We start from the raw sequence: 17,332 nt of genomic DNA, 5'->3' as shown, positions 1-17,332 counted from the left end.
CCGGTTCCGCGGTGTTCCTGGCAAAGGCATCTACTCATTCACTGGAGATGATCTCGTGACGGAAAGAATGGAACCCCTGCGCAGGATCGAGGCGGGCGTCCTCGAGGTGGCCTACTACGAAGCCGGCCCCGCCGACGGTCCGCCTGTGCTGCTGATGCACGGCTTCCCGTACGACATCCACACCTATGCCGAGGTCGCGTCGATGCTGGCCGACGCGGGCTGCCGGGTGATCGTGCCGTACCTGCGCGGCTACGGTCCCACGCGCTTCCTGAGCGAGGCGACACCGCGCTCGGGCGAGCAGGCTGCGCTGGGCGCCGACCTGCTTGCGCTGCTCGACGCGCTGGAGATCGAGCGCGCCGTGCTCGCCGGCTACGACTGGGGCGGCCGTGCGGCCTGCGTGGTCGCGGCGCTGTGGCCCGAGCGCTGCGCGGGGCTGGTGTCCCTCAACAGCTACAACATCCAGAACATCGCCAAGGCGATGGAGCCCGACACGCCCGAGAATGAGCACAGCCTCTGGTACCAGTACTACTTCCACAGCGAGCGCGGGCGCGCCGGCCTGCAGAAGGACCGCAGGGCGTTCACGAAGCTGCTGTGGAAGCTCTGGTCGCCCACCTGGAAGTTCGACGACGCCACCTTCGAGCGCAGCGCCGCCGCCTTCGACCATCCCGACTTCGTGGACGTGGTGATCCAGTCGTACCGGCATCGCTTCGGCCTGGTGCCGGGCGATCCGGCGTACGCCGACATCGAGCGCCGCCTCGCGGCCCAGCCCACGATCACCGCGCCCGCCATCACCTTCGACGGCATCGACGACGGCGTGCGCCCGCCGGCCGATGCCTCCGCCCACGCCCACCGCTTCGGCGGCCCGCGCTCGCACCGGCTCGTGCCGGGCGCCGGCCACAACCTGCCGCAGGAAGCGCCCCGCACCTTCGCCGACGCCGTGCTCGAGCTCGTGCCGGCGCTGCGCGCCAACGACAAGAAACCTCAATGACCGACAACACCCCCAAGCTGCTCTCCGAGCACCGCGCCTTCGGCGGCCTGCAGCGCTTCGTCGAGCACCGTTCGCTCGAGATCGGCCTGCCGATGCGCTTCTCGGTCTACCTGCCGCCGCAGGCCGCGCACGAGCGCGTGCCGGCCCTGCTCTACCTCGCGGGCCTGACCTGCAACGAGGAGACCTTCGCCATCAAGGCCGGCGCGCAGCGCATGGCGGCCAGCCTGGGCATCGCGCTGATCGCACCCGACACCAGCCCGCGCGGCCCGGAAGTGGAAGGCATCCCGGGCGCCAAGGACAACTGGGACTTCGGCATCGGCGCCGGCTTCTATCTCGACGCGCTGGCCGAACCGTGGGCCACGCACTGGCGCATGGAAAGCTGGATCGTGCAGGAGCTGCTGCCGCTGGTGGCCCGGCACTGTCCGATCGACGGCGAGCGCATCGGCATCTTCGGCCACTCGATGGGCGGCCACGGGGCGCTGACGCTGGCGCTGCGGCATCCGGGGCGCTTCAGGTCGCTGTCGGCCTTCGCGCCGATCTGCGCGCCCACCCAGTGCCCATGGGGCGAGAAGGCCTTCGCGGGCTACCTGGGCGAGCCCGGCGCCGACCGCGCGCAGTGGCTGGCGCACGATGCCAGCGCGCTCATGAAGTCGCAGGTCACGGCGCCCTACCCGCAGGGCATCCTCATCGACCAGGGGCTGGACGACAAATTCCTGGCCGAGCAGCTGCACCCCGAGATCTTCGAGGCCGCCTGCTTCGCCGCCGGCCAGCCGCTCACGCTGCGCCGCCACGCGGGCTACGACCACGGCTACTACTTCATCCAGAGCTTCATGGCCGACCACATCGCCCACCACGCGCAGACCTTGCGCGCCTGAGCGTTCGCAGGCCGCCTCATCGACCGCGGCGCCACCGCGCCGTATGATGAAACGCATCATGTCCGCCGCCCAGATTCCGGCTTTCCACCTGCGGTCGCGCAAAGGCGGCGCCGAGGAGAACATGGTGCTGGCAGGCATCTGGCGCCGCGCATGGATCGCGGCCAACCGCGACGTCGCGCACGTCGAGCCCATCGCCCACTGGCTGCATCGCGTGCACACCGAGTTCGGCCCGCCTGCCGAAGTGGTGGTGGCCGAGCGCGAAGGCCAGGTGCTGGCCTTCATGGTGCTGCTGGCGCGACGCGAGTACGTGGCCCAGCTCTTCGTCGAGCCCCACCTGCGCAACCAGGGCCTGGGCAAGGCGCTGCTCGACGAAGCCTGCGTGCGCATTCCCAGCGGCTGGCGGCTGCACGTGGCGGCCACCAACACATCGGCCCAGCGCTTCTATGAACGCTACGGGCTGGAGCGTGGCGCGGCCGACCGCCACCCCACCAGCGGCCGCGAACGCATCGCCTACCATTGGTCGCCCTCGCGCCCGCCGTGGCGCATCGGCTGACGACAGGCCTCGGCCCCTCTCTCATTCCTCGCAGCACCATGCGCATCGACCACATCGCACTCTGGACCACCGATCTCGAACGCTGCAAGCGCTTCTACGTCGACTACTTCGGCGCCACCGCCGGCGCCGGCTACGTCAACCCGGCCAAGGGCTTCGCCTCCTGCTTCCTGAGCCTGGGCGACGGCGCGCGCATCGAGGCCATGACCACCAGCACGCTCGCGCCCGTGCCGGCCGAACCCGGCGCCCAGCGCATGGGCTGGACGCACCTCGCGATCAGCGTGGACTCCGACGCCGCCGTGGACGCGCTCACGCAGCGCCTGAAGGCCGACGGCTACCCGCTGCTCGACGGCCCGCGCCGCACCGGCGACGGCTACTACGAGAGCGTGGTGCTCGACCCGGACGGCAACCGCATCGAGATCACTGCATGAGCGCCGCGCCGGGCCGTCCCAGGCAAGTTCGCGCCATGGTGCGAAGCACGGAGGTACTCCGATGAGCGAGTTCGTCCAGAGCCTGCACGAGGTCTTCGAGCGCCTCGGCCGCATCGAGACGAAGCGCATGTTCGGCGGCCACGGCGTCTGGCACGAGGGCCGGATGATCGCGCTGGTCGCCGACGAGACGCTCTACCTCAAGTCCGACGCGGAAAGCGCCGTGCACTTCGACAGGCTGAACCTGCAGCCCTTCACCTACATGCGCCAGGGCAAGGCGATGCCGATGTCCTACCGGCTCGCCCCGGCCGACCTCTTCGAGGATCGCGAGGAGGCCGCGCGCTGGGGCCGGCTGGCCTACGAGGCGGCGCTGCGCTCGGGCCAGCCACCCAAGCCGAAAAAGCCCCGCAAGCCGGCTGCAAGGAAGGCCGCAGCCAAGAAGACAGCAGCGAAGAAAGCCCCCGTGAAGAAAAAGAAACCGACGGCGAAAGCGGCCTCCCGGTGAACGAGCGCCGCACCCATCCCACGCTCCCGCCCCTGCTCGAGCGCGAACAGATCGCGCTGCTCGATCCCTTCGAAAGCCTGACCACGGCGAACATCGTGGTCGTCTCCACGCTGCAGGAAGCGGAGCGCGCCGCCGCCACGCTGCTGGCGGCCGGCATCGCGGGCTTCGACACCGAATCGAAACCCACCTTCGCGAAGAACGAGGTGTCGGGCGGGCCGCACGTGGTGCAGTTCGCCACGCGCGATGCGGCCTGGCTGTTCCAGCTGCACCGCACCGAGTGCAACCCGGTAGTGGCCGCGCTGATCGCCTCGACCGAGCTGCGCAAGGTCGGCTTCGGCCTGTCGGGCGACCTCACGCTGATCCGCAACCGGCTGAACCTCGAGCCGAAGGCCGTGTTCGACATCGACGACGAGTTCCGCCGCCGCGGCTACCGCAGGTCGGTGGGCGTGAAGGCGGCGGTGGCGCTGGTGTTCGGCCGCCGCTTCGTCAAGTCGCGCAAGGCGACCACCTCGAACTGGGCCAACCGGCAACTCACCGAGGCACAGGTCCGCTATGCGGCGAACGACGCCTGGGCGTCGATCCGGGTGTACGACGCGCTCTTCGGCGGCGGCTGATCCGGAGGGCTCAGTCGCGCCCGGCCTCGATGATCGCCTGCGCCAGCCGCTTGGGGTTCGAGAAGAACATCTCGTGGCTGCCCGGGCACTCCACCAGACGGAACAGGCCCAGCCGCTCCGACAGGCGCGGATGCCACGGCAGGCCGTGCGGCATCGCGGTGTCCTGCTGGCAGTTCAGGTACGACTTGCCCAGCGCCAGCGCCGCCAGCGGCTGACTCAGGCGGATCTTGTCCGTGAAGGTGCGATACGGATGGGGGTTGAGCTTCTCGTAGGCGGCCTGCGCGGTCGCGAAGTCGGCGTCGTTGATGAAGGCCTCGCGCCAGATCTCGAAGGGCAGCGTCACCGCATTGCCGTTGCCCGCGGCGACGGCGTCGAACAGCGTCACGTAGTGCGGCGGCACCATGTCGTTGAGCGATTCGCCGTCCAGCGGCACGAAGGCGTTGATGTAGACCAGCCGCTTGAGCCTGTGCGCGATGCGGTCGGCCACGCCCGAGATCACCATGCCGCCGTAGCTGTGGCCCACGAGGCGCACCTGCGTGAGGTCCTTTTCCTCGATGTAGCGCACGGCGGAGGCGATGGCGTCTTCGAGGCCGGTGCTGGAGCGGTCGTCGCCGGGGTTGTTGCCCGCCAGCGTGGGGCAGTACACGGTGTGGCCGGCCGCGCGCACGCCGTCGGCCACGGCTTCGATCTCGGCGCCGGTGTGCCACGCGCCGTGGACCAGGACATAGGTATCGGACATGGGAAGTCTCTTTCGTTGTTTCGATGCAGAGGGACTTTAGGAACGGGGCGATGCCGCGAATGGCCGATGCCTGCCACGCGGATGGCCGGTTCGCGCCAGTTCAGCGCCGGCGCCGCAGTTCGCCGGGTGTGGCGCCCAGGTGCGCACGGCATTGGCGAACAAAGTGTGAGGCATCGGCCAGTCCCACGCGATACCCGATTTGGGCGATGCCCAGACGGTCGAAACGTGCATCGGCCAGCATGCGGCGCGCGGCCGCCATGCGGAAACCCGCGAGCGCGGCGGCGAAGGTGGTGGGGCCCTCCTCGCTGCCCTCGCCGGCGGCCAGGCAGCGGTGCAGGCTGCGTTCGGAAATGCCCAGCCCGCGCGCCACGCTCGCCGCGGTGAGCCCGCACTCGGCGTGCCGCTCGCGCGTGGCGTCGAGCACGCGGCGGCGCAGCGCCGCCCTGCCCTTGTCCGGTGCATCCGCGCAGCCGCTGCCGGTGGCCAGGGCCAGCAGGCTGCCGAGCTGGTCGCTCAGCAGCTCGGCGGGCATCGGGGGCTTCGCCGCCAGCTCGGGCGTCAGCTGCCGAACGAAGCCGCTCAGCACGCCGCCCCAGCCCGATTGCCCGTCGATGCGCCGCGCCACCTGGTCGCCGGCATCGGGAATCCACGAGTCGACCCAGGCGGTCGGCAGCTCGATCGAGATGGTGTCGGCCGACTGCAGCAGGTGGAATTCGTAGAGCCGGCGCGAATCGACCAGCACCGCGTCGCCCGGGAGCAGCCGCGCCGAGCGGCCGTCCTGCACCGCCACCCAGGCCGAATCGGCCTTGCACAGCAGGTAGAAGTAGTTGCTGCGGCTGTGGGCGATGGCCCGGCGCGTGCGGTAGACGTCCTGCGCGCTGCCGCGCACCTGGTTGACCACGATGGGCCCCAGCGGTGCCGATTCGAGCGTGGCGCCGAAGCTGCCGGCCACGGGGCTGGTCACGTCCATCTCCAGGAAGCCCTCGCAGACGGCGCCCACCCAGTAGTCGAGCCGCTGCGGGGGCGGCACGGCGTCGGTGGACCAGCGGTGGATGGCGTCGTGGCTCATGGGGGCATGAACATAGCCAAGGCGGACCCGCTTGCCAATCGGGTTTAGACCACCTCCGACGCCCCAGCGGGCGACACATCGGCACAATGGCCCTCGAATCAAACCGGTGCGCCGGGCGCCGCCCCGCCCGCACACACACCAAGGAAGGACAACACAGGCCATGAGCAACAAGCAAAGCGACTTCGGACTGATCGGCCTGGCCGTGATGGGCCAGAACCTCGTCCTGAACGTGGAAAGCCGCGGCTTCCAGGTCAGCGTCTACAACCGCACCGAGGCCACCACCGAGGCCTTCATCGCCGCCAACCCAGGCAAGAAGCTGGTCGGCGCGAAGACGCTGGAAGAGTTCGTGCAGAGCCTGGCGAGGCCGCGCAAGATCCAGATCATGGTGAAGGCTGGCGCGCCGGTCGACCAGGTGATCGAGCAGCTCATTCCCCTGCTGGACAAGGACGACATCGTCATCGACGGCGGCAACAGCCTCTACACCGACACCGAGCGCCGCGACGCATACCTCGCGTCGAAGGGCCTGCGCTTCATCGGTGCGGGCGTGTCGGGCGGCGAGGAAGGCGCGCGCAAGGGCCCGTCGATCATGCCGGGCGGCCCGCTCTCCACCTGGGAGGTGATGAAGCCGATCTTCGAGAGCATCTCGGCCAAGGTGGACGGCGAGCCCTGCGTGATCCACATCGGCCCCGGCGGCGCGGGCCACTACGTGAAGATGGTGCACAACGGCATCGAGTACGGCGACATGCAGCTCATCTGCGAGGCCTACAGCCTGTTCAAGGCGGCCGGCTTCACCACCGACGAGATGGCCGCCATCTTCAACGAATGGAACGAGGGCGAGCTGCAGAGCTACCTGATCCAGATCACCGCCAAGGCGCTCGAGCAGAAAGACCCGGAGACGGGCAAGCCGATCGTCGACGTCATCCTCGACAAGGCCGGCCAGAAGGGCACGGGCCAGTGGACGCTGATCAACGCGGCCGAGAACGCGGTGGTCATCAGCACCATCAACGCCGCCGTGGAAGCGCGCGTGCTCTCGTCGCAGAAGAAGGCGCGCGTGGCGGCCAGCAAGCAGCTGCAGGGGCCCAAGATCGAACTGTCGGTCGAGAAGAAGGCGCTGGTGGCCAAGGTGCACGACGCGCTCTACGCCTCGAAGGTCATCAGCTACACGCAGGGCTTCGACCTCATCAAGACCATGGGCGACAAGAAGAACTGGGGCCTCGACCTGGGCGGCATCGCCTCGATCTGGCGCGGCGGCTGCATCATCCGCGCGCGCTTCCTCAACCGCATCACCGACGCCTTCCGCACCGACCCGGCGCTGGCCAACCTGATGCTCGACCCGTTCTTCAAGGACCTGCTCAACCGCACCCAGCAGAACTGGCGCGAGGTGGTGGCGCTGGCCGTGAGCAACGGCATCCCGGTGCCGGCCTTCAGCGCCTCGCTGGCCTACTACGACAGCTACCGCACCGAGCGCCTTCCCGCGAACCTGCTGCAGGCGCAGCGCGACTTCTTCGGCGCCCACACCTACGAACGCGTGGACAAGCCCGAAGGCCAGTTCTTCCACACCGACTGGCCCGAAGTGATCGGTTGAAACCCGTGTGATGCCATGCCGGCCCTCGACTACCCCAGCCACCTGGTCGAGGACTGGCAACTGCCCGACGGCACCCCGGTGCGCATCCGCCCGATCCGAGCCGAGGATCTGGCGATGCACACCGCCTTCGTGAACGGCCTCTCGAAGGAAACCGGCTACCGGCGCCTGCTCTCGCCGCGAACGCCGCAGCCCGACGAGCTGTGGCGCATGACGCACATCGACTACGACCGGGAACTGGCGCTGATCGCGACGACCGTGGTCGACGGCGCCGAACGGCAGATGGGCGTGGCGCGCTACGTTCGCGGCGACACGCCCGGCACGGCGCAGGTCGCCGAATTCGCCATCGTCATCGGCGACGCATGGCAGCACCATGGCCTGGCGTCCAAGCTCATGCGCAAGCTGATCGACGCCGCCAGGGCGGCCGGCGTGAGACAGCTCGCCGACATCACCCTCTACGACAACACCGCCATGCTGGCGCTGGCGCGCAAGCTGGGCTTCAGCGTGCAGCGCGATCCGGGCAACCCGAACGTGACGCGGCTGCGGCTCGCCCTGGACCCGGCCGCCTGAGCTTCGGCCGGCCGGCGGCCGAACCGCTGCGCCCTTCTTCCTTCACCCGGCGCGCCGGCCCGTGGCCTGCCGCCGCCGGCACGCACGCACGCACGCACGCAGCCTTTTGGTAAAGCACCACACCTCGTTCGAAGGCGCCTGCAAACCTAAATCTACTTCCTTATGATGCAAAACCTTTTTCCGCCGGAAGCAGAGAGCCTTCGCCATGGTCCAGCTCGCATTGCGTCGTCCGTACACATTCATCGTCATGGCGATGCTGATCGTGCTGGCCACGCCCTTCGTGCTGGCGCGAATGGCGACCGACATCTTCCCGGAGATCAACATCCCGGTGGTCAGCATCATCTGGAACTACACCGGCCTGCCGGCACAGGAGATGGGCCAGCGCATCTCGGGCCAGGTGGAGCGCGGGCTGACCACCACGGTGAGCGACATCGAGCACATCGAATCGCAGTCGCTGGCGGGCGTGGCCATCATCAAGGTGTTCTTCCAGCCCACGGCCAACATCGAGATGGCCATCTCGCAGGTGGTGGCCTCGATGCAGGCGCAGGTGCGGCAGCTGCCGCCGGGCATCACGCCGCCGCTGGTCATCAAGTACTCGGCCTCCAGCGTGCCGGTGATCCAGCTGGCGCTGTCGAGCCCCACGCGCTCGGAGAACTCCCTCTTCGACGCCACCGTCAACCAGCTGCGCCCGCAGCTCATCACGGTGCCGGGCGCTGCCATTCCCTTTCCCTACGGCGGCAAGAACCGGCTGATCTCGGTCGACCTCGACACCCAGGCGCTGCAGGCGCGCGGCCTCTCGCCGGCCGACGTGGTGAACGCGGTGAACACGCAGAACCTGATCCTTCCCTCGGGCACGGCCAAGTTCGGCGCCACCGAATACAACGTGAAGATGAACGGCTCGCCCGATGCCATCGCGGGCCTGAACGACCTACCGATCCGCACGGTGAACGGCGCCACCACCTACCTGCGCGACGTGGCCTACGTGCGCGACGGCTTCTCCCCGCAGACCAACGTGGTGCGCCAGGACGGCGTGCGCGGCGTGCTGCTGTCGGTGCTGAAGAACGGCGGCGCCTCCACGCTGGACATCGTCTCGAACATCCGCGCGATGCTGCCCATCGCCGCCCAGACGATGCCGGAAGACATCAAGATCACGCCGCTGTTCGACCAGTCGGTGTTCGTGAAGGCCGCCGTCAAGGGCGTGGTGTTCGAGGCCATCCTGGCGGCCGCCCTCACGGCCGCGATGGTGCTGATCTTCCTGGGCAACTGGCGCAGCACGCTCATCATCGGGCTGACCATTCCGCTGTCGATCCTGGCGTCCATCCTGGTGCTCTACGCGCTGGGCGAGACGCTCAACCTCATGACGCTGGGCGGCCTGGCGCTGTCGGTGGGCATCCTGGTCGACCAGGCGATCGTGACCATCGAGAACATCGAGCGGCACCTGCACATGGGCACGCCGCTGAAGGAGGCCATAGAGATCGGCGCGGGCGAGATCGGCTCGGCGGCGTTCGTATCCACGCTGTGCATCTGCATCGTGTTCGTGCCGATGTTCTTCCTCTCGGGCGTGGCGCGCTTCCTGTTCGTGCCGCTGGCCGAGGCGGTGGTGTTCGCCATGATCGCGTCCTACCTGCTGTCGCGCACGCTGGTGCCGACGCTGGTGATGCTGCTGATGGGCGGTTCGCATTCGGCGCAGCCGGCTCAACAGGTAGAGGGCGCGAAGCAGAGCGCCCTGCAGCGCCTGTACCGCGCCTTCGATCGCCGCTTCGAGCGCGTGCGCCGCGCCTACACGCTGGTGCTGTCGGCGGTGCTGTCGAAGCGCGCCGGCTTCATCGGCCTCTTCCTCGGCTTCTGCCTGCTGTCGTGCCTGCTCTACCCCGCGCTGGGCCGTGACTTCTTCCCGACGGTGGATGCCGGCCAGATCCGCCTGCACCTGCGCGCGCCCACCGGCACGCGCATCGAGGAGACCGCCCGCCTCACCGACCGGGTGGAGGCCGCCATCCGCGAGCTGGTGCCGCCCGACCAGCTGGAGACCATCCTCGACAACCTGGGCGTGCCCAACAGCGGCATCAACCTCTCGTACAGCAACGCCGGCACCATCGGCACCTTCGACGGCGAGCTGCTGCTGTCGCTGAAGGAAGGCCACAGGCCCACCGAACAGTTCGTGTCGCTGCTGCGGGCCGAGCTGCCCAAGCGCTTTCCGGGCATCGAGTTCTTCTTCCAGCCGGCGGATATCGTCACGCAGATCCTGAACTTCGGCCTGCCGGCGGCCATCGACGTGCAGTTCAGCGGCAACGACATGGCCGGCAACGCGGCGCGCGCGGCCGAGTTGACCAAGGCGATCCGCCAGATTCCCGGCGCGGTCGACGCCCACGTGCACCAGCGCCTGGACGGCCCCGCGCTGAGCCTGCAGATGGACCGCACGCGGCTGCAGCAGTACGGCCTGACCGCCTCCAACGTGGGGCAGAACGTGCTCATCGCGCTGTCGGGCAGCTCGCAGACGGCGCCAGCCTTCTGGCTGAACCCGGCCAACGGCGTGGTCTACAGCATCGCGGTGCAGTCGCCGCAGTACGTGGTCGACTCGCTGGATTCGCTGCTCAACATCCCGGTGGGCGCCAGCGGCACGCCGGCGGCGGCAGGCGGAGGCTCGCAGCAGCTGCTGGGCAACCTGGTCGACGCGCAGGCCGCGCGCCAGCCGGCCGTGATGTCGCGCTACAACATCGCGCCGGTGATCGACGTCTACGTGAGCGTGCAGGGCACCGACCTCGCCAGCGTGGCCTCGAAGGTGCAGAAGCTGGTCGACGAGATGCGGCCCACGCTGCCGCGCGGCAGCCGCGTCGACATCCGCGGGCAGGTGCAGACGATGCAGTCGTCGTTCATCGGCCTGGGCGTGGGGCTGGCGATGGCGATCGTACTGGTCTACCTGCTGATCGTGGTCACCTTCCAGTCGTGGCTGGACGCGGCCATCATCATCACCGCCCTGCCTGCGGCGCTCGCGGGCATCGCATGGATGCTGTTCATCACCGGCACCACGCTGAGCGTGCCGGCGCTCACGGGCGCGATCATGACGATGGGCGTTGCCACGGCCAACTCCATCCTGCTGGTGTCCTTCGCGCGCGAGCGGCTGGCCGCGGGCATTCCGCCGCTGTCGGCCGCACTGGAAGCCGGCGCCACCCGCATCCGGCCGGTGCTGATGACGGCGCTGGCGATGATCATCGGCATGATCCCGATGGCGCTGGGCCTGGGCGAAGGCGCCGAGCAGAACGCGCCGCTGGGCCGCGCGGTGATCGGTGGCCTGGTCTTCGCCACGGTGTCGACATTGTTTTTCGTGCCTGCCGTGTTCGCGGGCGTGCACAGTCGGCTTGCGCACCGCCGTGCGGCGCGCGAGGCGCAGCATCAACCCCTCGCAGGCCCCGCGCCTCAGGAGAACTGAAACCTGATGACCCCCACGCTCATTCACTTCGTGTATTCGCTGCCCCCCGCGGGGGCCGCAGCTCGCCTTGGGAGCGGCCCGGCGCCGATGATGGCCCCCACGCTCATTCACTTCGTGTATTCGCTGCCCCCCGAGGGGGCCGCAGCTCGCCTTGGGAGCGGCCCGGCGCCGAACTGGCCATGACGGAGCAACGCCATTCGGCATTGGCCATCCACCCCATCGCCGCCGAGGAAGGTGACGGCGAGCAGTTGCTGCGCCGCCGGCAGATCGTGCGGCGCACGCGCTGGCTGGTGCTGATCGTCCTGGTGCTGCTGGCGCTGGGCGCGGCGCGCACGGTGTTCGTGCGCATCGCCAACGCCCGCGCGCTGGAAGCCGGCACCGCCGAGCGCGCGAAGCAGTACGTGCAGACCGCCCTGCCCCGCGTGCCCACGGCGGGCCAGACGCTGTCGCTGCCGGGCACGCTGCAGGGCTTCGTGCAGTCGCCCATCTCGGCGCGCGCCAGCGGCTACCTCAAGCGCTGGACCAGGGACATCGGCAGCCGCGTCGAGAAGGGCGAGCTGCTCGCCGAGATCGAGACGCCCGAGATCGACCAGCAACTCTCGCAGGCCGTGGCCGCGCGCGCGCAGGCCGCCTCGGGGCTGGAGCTGGCGCGCAGCACCGCCGAGCGCTGGGAGGCGCTGCGCAAGAAGGACGTGGTTTCGCAGCAGGACCTGGACGAGCGCCGCAGCGCCGTCGCGCAGGCCACCTCCAACGTGGCCGCAGCCGATGCCAACGTGCAGCGGCTCAGGCAGACCGAGGGCTTCAAGCGCGTGGTGGCGCCGTTCGCGGGCGTGATCACGCGGCGCAACGTCGACGTGGGCGACCTGATCGACGCCGGCGCGGGCGGCGGCGCCGGGCGTGCGCTCTTCATGCTGGCGCAGACCGATCCGCTGCGCGTGTACATCAATGTGCCGCAGGCCTACGCGCAGCTGGTGAAGGCCGGCCAGCCGGTGGTGGTGACGCAGGCCGAGCTGCGCGGCCAGACCTTCAAGGGCGAAGTGGCGCGCACCTCGGGCGCCATCGACACGACCACGCGGATGATGCAGGTCGAAGTCTCGCTGCCCAACAAGGACGGCGCGCTGCTGCCCGGCGCCTACGTGCAGGTGTCGCTGCCGCTGGCCGCGAGCCGCACGCTCACCGTGCCGGCGAACGCGCTGCTGTTCCGCGCCGAGGGCACGCGCATCGCGGTGGTCGATGCGCAGGGCCGTGTCGCCCTGCGCGCGGTGACCCTGGGGCGCAACTACGGCGAGAACGTGGAAGTGATCGACGGGCTCGAGGCCGCCGACCGCATGGTGCTCAACCCCTCCGACTCGCTGGCCGACGGCGACATCGTGGCTGTCGCGCCTGGCCAGCCTCCTGCCAAGGCGGCGCCTGCCGGGGCGAAGAAGGAGCCGGCGTGACGCTGGCGCGATTGCCCTGCGCGGCCGCCTGCACCGTACTGCTCATGCTCGCAGCCGGCTGCGCCGTCGGCCCCGACTACAGGAAGCCCGACGCCCCCCTGCCCGTGAGCTGGAAGCTCGAGGAGCCCTGGCGCCTGAGCACGCCCAGCGACAGCGCCGACAAGGGCCCGTGGTGGAAGCGTTTCGACGACGCCACGCTCGACACCCTGCAGGCGCAGGCCATGGCCGGCAGCCCCACGCTGGCCATCGCCAACGCGCGGCTGGCGCAGGCGCGCGCCACACTGGCGGCCACGTCGGCGAGCCGCTATCCGCAGCTGGGCCTGGGCGCGCGCGCCTCGCGCCTGAAGATCTCGGCCAACCGTCCGCTCACCAACTACGCCACCGCCAATTCATCGACGGTGCAGAACGACTTCGCCCTCTCGCTGAACGCGAGCTACGAGATCGACCTTGCGGGCCGCGTGCAGCGTACCGTCGAGGGTGCGGCCGCCTCCGCCGAGCAATCGGCCGCCGATCTCGCCAACACCCGGCTGCTGCTGAGCGCCGAGCTCGCCAGCAACTACTTCAACCTGCGCTCCACCGACATCGAGCTCGACGTGCTCTCGCGCTCCATCGGCCTGCAGCGCCGGGCGCTGGAGCTGGTCACGGCGCGTCACGACCTGGGCGCGGTGTCGGGCCTCGACGTCGCGCAGCAGCAGGCGCTGCTCGAAACCACGCTCACGCAGGTCGACGTGCTGAGGAAGCAGCGCGCGCAGTACGAACACGCGCTGGCCACGCTCACGGGCACGCCGGCACCCAGCTTCTCGCTGCCGGTGGACCTGCGCGAGATCAGGCCGCCCGCGGTGCCGCTGGGCGTGCCTTCGGAAATTCTCCAGCGCCGCCCCGACGTGGCTTCGGCAGAGCGCGCCATGGCCGCGGCCAACGCGCAGATCGGCGTGGCGACGGCCGCCTTCTACCCGAGCTTCGTCATCTCGCCCACGGTGGGCGTGGACAGCCGCATGATCGAGACGCTCTTCAACGGCCCCAGCCTGCTGTGGTCGGTGGGCGTGTCGGCCACGCAGGTGCTGTTCGACGGCGGGCGCATCCGCGCGAACGTCGACTTCGCGAAGGCCGGCTACGACGCCACCGTCGGCAACTACCGCCGCACCGTGCTGACGGCGATGCAGGAAGTGGAAGACGGCATCACAGGCCTCTCGGCGCTCGACAGCGCCACCACGCAGGCCCAGTCGGCCGTGGCGGCGGCGCGGCGCGTGCTCGACATGGCGACCAGCCGCTACGAAGGCGGCGCATCGACGTATCTCGACGTGATCACCGCGCAGCAGTCGCTGCTGACGGTGGAGCGGCAGGCCGCGCAGCTGCAGGGGCAGCGGCTGCTGACGTCGGTGTTCCTGGTGAAGGCGCTGGGCGGCGACTGGTGCGGCGCCGACGTGGCCGGTGCGCCCGCGAACTGCCCTGCGCCCGCGGCCGACCGTACAGCCAAGGCCGACTGACCACCGCCGGCCGGCGTTTCAGCCGGCAGGCCTCCCCGGAGAAGCCGAACCCCAGTCCTGGCTGGCGGCAAGCTTCTCCATCGCCATCTCGACGAAGGCCGAGACCGCGTGCGGAATGTGGTGGCGGCTGGCGTAGGTCACGCTCAGCCCGCGTCCGGCGCGCCTGTACTGCGGCAGCACACGCACCAGCCGTCCGGCGGCCAGGTCGGAGGCCACCACGATCGACGGCAGCGCCGCGATGCCCAGGCCGGCGCATGCGGCCTTGCGCCGCACGTCCTCCATGTTGCTCACGAAGCGGCCGCGCACCTGCACGTCGTGCTCCACGCCTTCGGCGTCCAGCAGGAGCCAGGTCGACAGGCGGCCGGTGTCCGGCGGCGGCGTCACGCAATGGTGTTCGCCCAGCTCCTCCAGGCTGGCAGGCTGGCCGTGCGCAGCCACGTAGCCGGGGCTCGCGAAGAGGCCGCCGTAGCTGGCGAATATCCTGCGTGTCGCGCCGCTCGCATCCCGCAGCGGGCCACCGCGGAAAGCCACGTCGACGCGCTCCGCGATCATGTCGGCCACCGCGTCGCTGAGGACGAAGTCGAGCCGCACGTGCGGGTTCGCAGAGAGAAAGGCGGACACCCACTCGATCGGGAAGAAGTCGAAGAAATTGGCCGGGGCGGCCACCCGCACCAGGCCCCTCGGCTCCTGGCCTCCGGCGAGCTGCAGCTTGCCGGCGCCCATGAGCTCCTCGACCGCGGGCAGGCAGCGGTCGAGAAAGCCCTGGCCCGCGCTGGTCAGCGCCAGCTTGCGGGTCGAGCGCTGCAGCAGGCGGGTGCCCAGGTGCGCCTCCAGCTGCCGCACTCGACGGCTCAGGGTGGCGGAAGGCATGCGCAGGTGCCTCGCGGCTTCGGCAAAACTGCCCAGCCGCGCCACCTGCACGAACATGGCGACTTCGTTGAGATCCAGCACCGGGAACTGCCTGCCGCTTTCTCAGAAGTCCATCAGCTTGTCGACTTCCTGCGTCTTGCGGCGCGCGAGCGCGAGGTTGGCGCGCTGCTTGTCGAGCACCACGTAGAGGAAGAGCCCTTCCTTCACCGACGAGGGCCGAAGGATGTGGTACTGCCTGCCGAGCGTGATGAGCATGTCCTCGATCACGTCGCTCAGGCCCAGTGCACGCATGGTCTTGAGCTTGGCGCGCACCACTTCCGTGTTGCCGGCCGCGGCGATCTCCATGTCCACGCCCGACCCCACGCTGCCGAGGATCATGCCGCTGCCAGAGTCGACGACGGCCGCGCACATGGCGCCGTCGATGGTGAGGATGTCTTCGAGCGTCTGCTTGATGGAAGCCAAGTTTTTCTCCAGGGAAATCGTTGAAGTTGAATGAAGGGATTGCTGCGTACGGGAAGAGACCCTGCGCGCCACGCAGACGCGCGCGGGGGAATCGTTGGTCACACCTCGGCGAGGGTCCTGGCGAGCTGGGCGGCGCGGTACGCCACCATCGCGGGCACGGCGCTGTCTCGCGCCAGCACGTTGATCACGAGATCGGCATCGCGGCGATGAACGCTGTGGAAAACCGCGAAGCCAGAGTCCGTGAGCACCATCACGCTCTCGCGGCGGCCGAGGCGAGCCTCCTGCGAGACCACGTCGCCGATCGCCACGATGGAGCTGCCCATGGCGGCCACGCGCGCCGGGTCCGTGTCGCTGACGCAGGCGGAGGCGACGTCGAAGCCGTCCGCCGTGGCGACCACCACCGCCGTCACCCCGGTCAGCTCTTCGACCAGCTTTCGCACTTCGCGCTGCGCGTGCGCCGTGGCAGTCTTTGACAGGCCGTGTGTGGAACTCACGCTTCGTCTCCCCGCATGTCGGCTTCGAGTTGCATGAGCAGCGTGTCGATGAGCAGAAGCACGTCGCTCCTGCGGCGCACGTCCACGTCGAGAATCGGAAACACCCGGCCGGAGGATGCGAGCCGCTCGGCGTAGTCGTCGAGGGCGGGCGAGGGATGGGAGTGCATCCGCCCCACGCCCACGACGCAGGGCAGCGTCCGCAGGTGCTCGGCGAATGCGTCCAGGTACATGGACAGGTCGGCCAGCGGATCGGCCCGCGAGTTGTCCATCAGCACGATCAGGCCCAGCGCGTTGCGCGCGAGGATCTTCCAGAGAAAGTCGAAGCGGACCTGCCCCGGCGTGCCGAACAGGCGGACGATGTCGCCGTTGTCCAGCGTGAGCTGGCCGTAGTCCAGCCCGACGGTGGTGCGGGCCTTGTCGATGGACGCGTCGGAATTGCGCACGTCGGTCACGACGGGCGCGACCTCGCTCACGAGGCCGATGGCCGTCGTCTTGCCAGCACCGACAGTGCCCGTGACGAGGATCTTGTGCTCCCTCATGGCACGCGCAGGCCCAGCCGGCGGCGGATGCCATCGATGAAGCTGCGCGCGAGATCGCGGCTGCGCAGCGCCTTGTCGCTCCGGGGCGCGACAGGCGGCAGCGCCTGCGCCACGTGCAGCTCCAGCACGCCGGCCCTGCGCAGTTCGAGCAGGAAGGCCACGCACTGCGAGAAAGGAAGCTGGCTGATGTCCGACAGCTCGCTCGCGTTCAACGCGCGGCGCGACAGCAGGCTCGCCATGCGGATGTTGTCGAGGTCGTTGCGAAGCAGCATGGACGGCGGCCAGCGGCGCAGCATGAAGCGCTCCGCGTCGGAAACCTCGACTTCCAGCGCCGTCTGCTCGTGCAGCATGAGGCCGCCGGGCTGCGCCTCGCGCAACGCCTGCTCGATGCTGCAAAGCCACTGCTGCAGCCTGTCGGCGCGGATCGGCCTCTCCATGGTGCCGGGCTGCCAGCCCGCGTTCATGCGCGTGAGCCTGAGCACGGCCGCAGCCATGCTGCCGACCACCCCGGGATATTCATGCTCCGCCGAGGAGCCGTCGACCAGCAGCGCGTCGTAGGGCGGCGCATCGACCAGCTGCCAGGCAAAGCCGGGCTGGCCCGCCGAGAGCCGCATGATCGTGCGGATCAGGACCACCTCTGCCATGGGCAGCTTGTGGACGCCGAGCCTCAGCATGGATGTCTCCTCTGCGCCGT

The 17,332-nt window shown here is 69.5% G+C and carries 18 protein-coding genes; 11 read left to right on the top strand and 7 right to left on the bottom strand.

Translation table 11 applies throughout. The annotated features are described in order from the left end of the window. The first annotated feature begins 67 nt into the window (after positions 1 to 67). The 6 genes from G369_RS0119985 to G369_RS0119960 all read left to right on the top strand — a co-directional run bounded on the left by G369_RS0119985 (position 68) and on the right by G369_RS0119960 (position 3,960). A complete protein-coding gene (locus G369_RS0119985) occupies positions 68 to 988 on the top strand; it encodes an alpha/beta fold hydrolase (RefSeq protein ID WP_019655803.1) in 921 nt (306 codons plus the stop codon). Then, positions 985 to 1,863 (top strand): S-formylglutathione hydrolase, encoded by an 879-nt coding sequence (gene fghA / locus G369_RS0119980; protein ID WP_019655802.1) that lies wholly within the window; start codon positions 985 to 987, stop codon positions 1,861 to 1,863. Before G369_RS0119985 ends, fghA begins: the two co-directional genes overlap by 4 nt. A gap of 58 nt (positions 1,864 to 1,921) precedes the next feature. Continuing rightward, complete coding sequence (locus G369_RS0119975) at positions 1,922 to 2,416, top strand: GNAT family N-acetyltransferase (protein ID WP_244164360.1); 495 nt, start codon at positions 1,922 to 1,924, stop codon at positions 2,414 to 2,416. Positions 2,417 to 2,454: 38 nt separating this feature from the next. Next, entirely contained in the window at positions 2,455 to 2,844 is a 390-nt protein-coding gene (locus G369_RS0119970; protein ID WP_019655800.1) for a VOC family protein, read from the top strand. A gap of 61 nt (positions 2,845 to 2,905) precedes the next feature. After that, positions 2,906 to 3,346, top strand: a complete 441-nt coding sequence (locus G369_RS0119965) for a TfoX/Sxy family protein (RefSeq protein ID WP_019655799.1) — start codon at positions 2,906 to 2,908, stop codon at positions 3,344 to 3,346. Further along, the gene (locus G369_RS0119960; protein WP_019655798.1) at positions 3,343 to 3,960 is read left to right on the top strand and encodes a 3'-5' exonuclease; all 618 of its coding nucleotides are present in this window, start codon (positions 3,343 to 3,345) and stop codon (positions 3,958 to 3,960) included. Before G369_RS0119965 ends, G369_RS0119960 begins: the two co-directional genes overlap by 4 nt. A 10-nt stretch (positions 3,961 to 3,970) precedes the next feature. Here the strand turns inward: G369_RS0119960 and G369_RS0119955 are convergent, their stop codons facing one another. Next, complete coding sequence (locus G369_RS0119955) at positions 3,971 to 4,699, bottom strand: alpha/beta fold hydrolase (protein ID WP_019655797.1); 729 nt, start codon at positions 4,697 to 4,699, stop codon at positions 3,971 to 3,973. Between the two features lie 100 nt (positions 4,700 to 4,799). Then, positions 4,800 to 5,768, bottom strand: coding sequence for an AraC-like ligand-binding domain-containing protein (locus tag G369_RS0119950; protein ID WP_019655796.1), 969 nt, complete (start codon positions 5,766 to 5,768; stop codon positions 4,800 to 4,802). A 160-nt stretch (positions 5,769 to 5,928) separates the two neighbouring features. Between G369_RS0119950 and gnd the strand changes: the two genes are divergently transcribed. The 5 genes from gnd (at position 5,929) to G369_RS0119925 (ending at position 14,273) form a co-directional block, all read left to right on the top strand. Next, a complete protein-coding gene (gnd, locus tag G369_RS0119945; RefSeq protein WP_019655795.1) occupies positions 5,929 to 7,353 on the top strand; it encodes a decarboxylating NADP(+)-dependent phosphogluconate dehydrogenase in 1,425 nt (474 codons plus the stop codon). Between the two features lie 15 nt (positions 7,354 to 7,368). After that, positions 7,369 to 7,920 (top strand): GNAT family N-acetyltransferase, encoded by a 552-nt coding sequence (locus G369_RS0119940; RefSeq protein WP_019655794.1) that lies wholly within the window; start codon positions 7,369 to 7,371, stop codon positions 7,918 to 7,920. Positions 7,921 to 8,125: 205 nt separating this feature from the next. Continuing rightward, entirely contained in the window at positions 8,126 to 11,347 is a 3,222-nt protein-coding gene (locus tag G369_RS0119935) for an efflux RND transporter permease subunit (protein ID WP_019655793.1), read from the top strand. Between the two features lie 179 nt (positions 11,348 to 11,526). Continuing rightward, on the top strand, positions 11,527 to 12,786 hold the full coding sequence (locus tag G369_RS0119930) for an efflux RND transporter periplasmic adaptor subunit (protein WP_026346514.1): 1,260 nt from the start codon (positions 11,527 to 11,529) through the stop codon (positions 12,784 to 12,786). A gap of 44 nt (positions 12,787 to 12,830) precedes the next feature. Further along, positions 12,831 to 14,273, top strand: coding sequence for an efflux transporter outer membrane subunit (locus tag G369_RS0119925; RefSeq protein ID WP_051127619.1), 1,443 nt, complete (start codon positions 12,831 to 12,833; stop codon positions 14,271 to 14,273). A gap of 18 nt (positions 14,274 to 14,291) precedes the next feature. Here G369_RS0119925 and G369_RS0119920 read toward each other — a convergent pair whose 3' ends face one another. The 5 genes from G369_RS0119920 to G369_RS0119900 all read right to left on the bottom strand — a co-directional run bounded on the left by G369_RS0119920 (position 14,292) and on the right by G369_RS0119900 (position 17,312). Beyond that, positions 14,292 to 15,224 (bottom strand): LysR family transcriptional regulator, encoded by a 933-nt coding sequence (locus G369_RS0119920; RefSeq protein ID WP_019655790.1) that lies wholly within the window; start codon positions 15,222 to 15,224, stop codon positions 14,292 to 14,294. A 21-nt stretch (positions 15,225 to 15,245) separates the two neighbouring features. Next, positions 15,246 to 15,605, bottom strand: a complete 360-nt coding sequence (locus G369_RS0119915; protein ID WP_019655789.1) for a hypothetical protein — start codon at positions 15,603 to 15,605, stop codon at positions 15,246 to 15,248. Between the two features lie 98 nt (positions 15,606 to 15,703). Then, positions 15,704 to 16,099, bottom strand: coding sequence for a roadblock/LC7 domain-containing protein (locus G369_RS0119910; protein ID WP_019655788.1), 396 nt, complete (start codon positions 16,097 to 16,099; stop codon positions 15,704 to 15,706). Further along, entirely contained in the window at positions 16,096 to 16,638 is a 543-nt protein-coding gene (locus G369_RS0119905) for a GTP-binding protein (RefSeq protein WP_019655787.1), read from the bottom strand. The genes G369_RS0119910 and G369_RS0119905 overlap by 4 nt, the downstream gene beginning before the upstream one ends. Beyond that, positions 16,635 to 17,312, bottom strand: coding sequence for a hypothetical protein (locus G369_RS0119900; RefSeq protein ID WP_051127612.1), 678 nt, complete (start codon positions 17,310 to 17,312; stop codon positions 16,635 to 16,637). The genes G369_RS0119905 and G369_RS0119900 overlap by 4 nt, the downstream gene beginning before the upstream one ends. Positions 17,313 to 17,332 lie beyond the last annotated feature (20 nt).

Source organism: Variovorax atrisoli 110B, from assembly GCF_000382045.1.
GTDB classification, from domain to species: Bacteria; Pseudomonadota; Gammaproteobacteria; order Burkholderiales; family Burkholderiaceae_C; genus Variovorax; species Variovorax atrisoli.
This window is presented reverse-complemented; position numbering and strand designations above follow the sequence as displayed.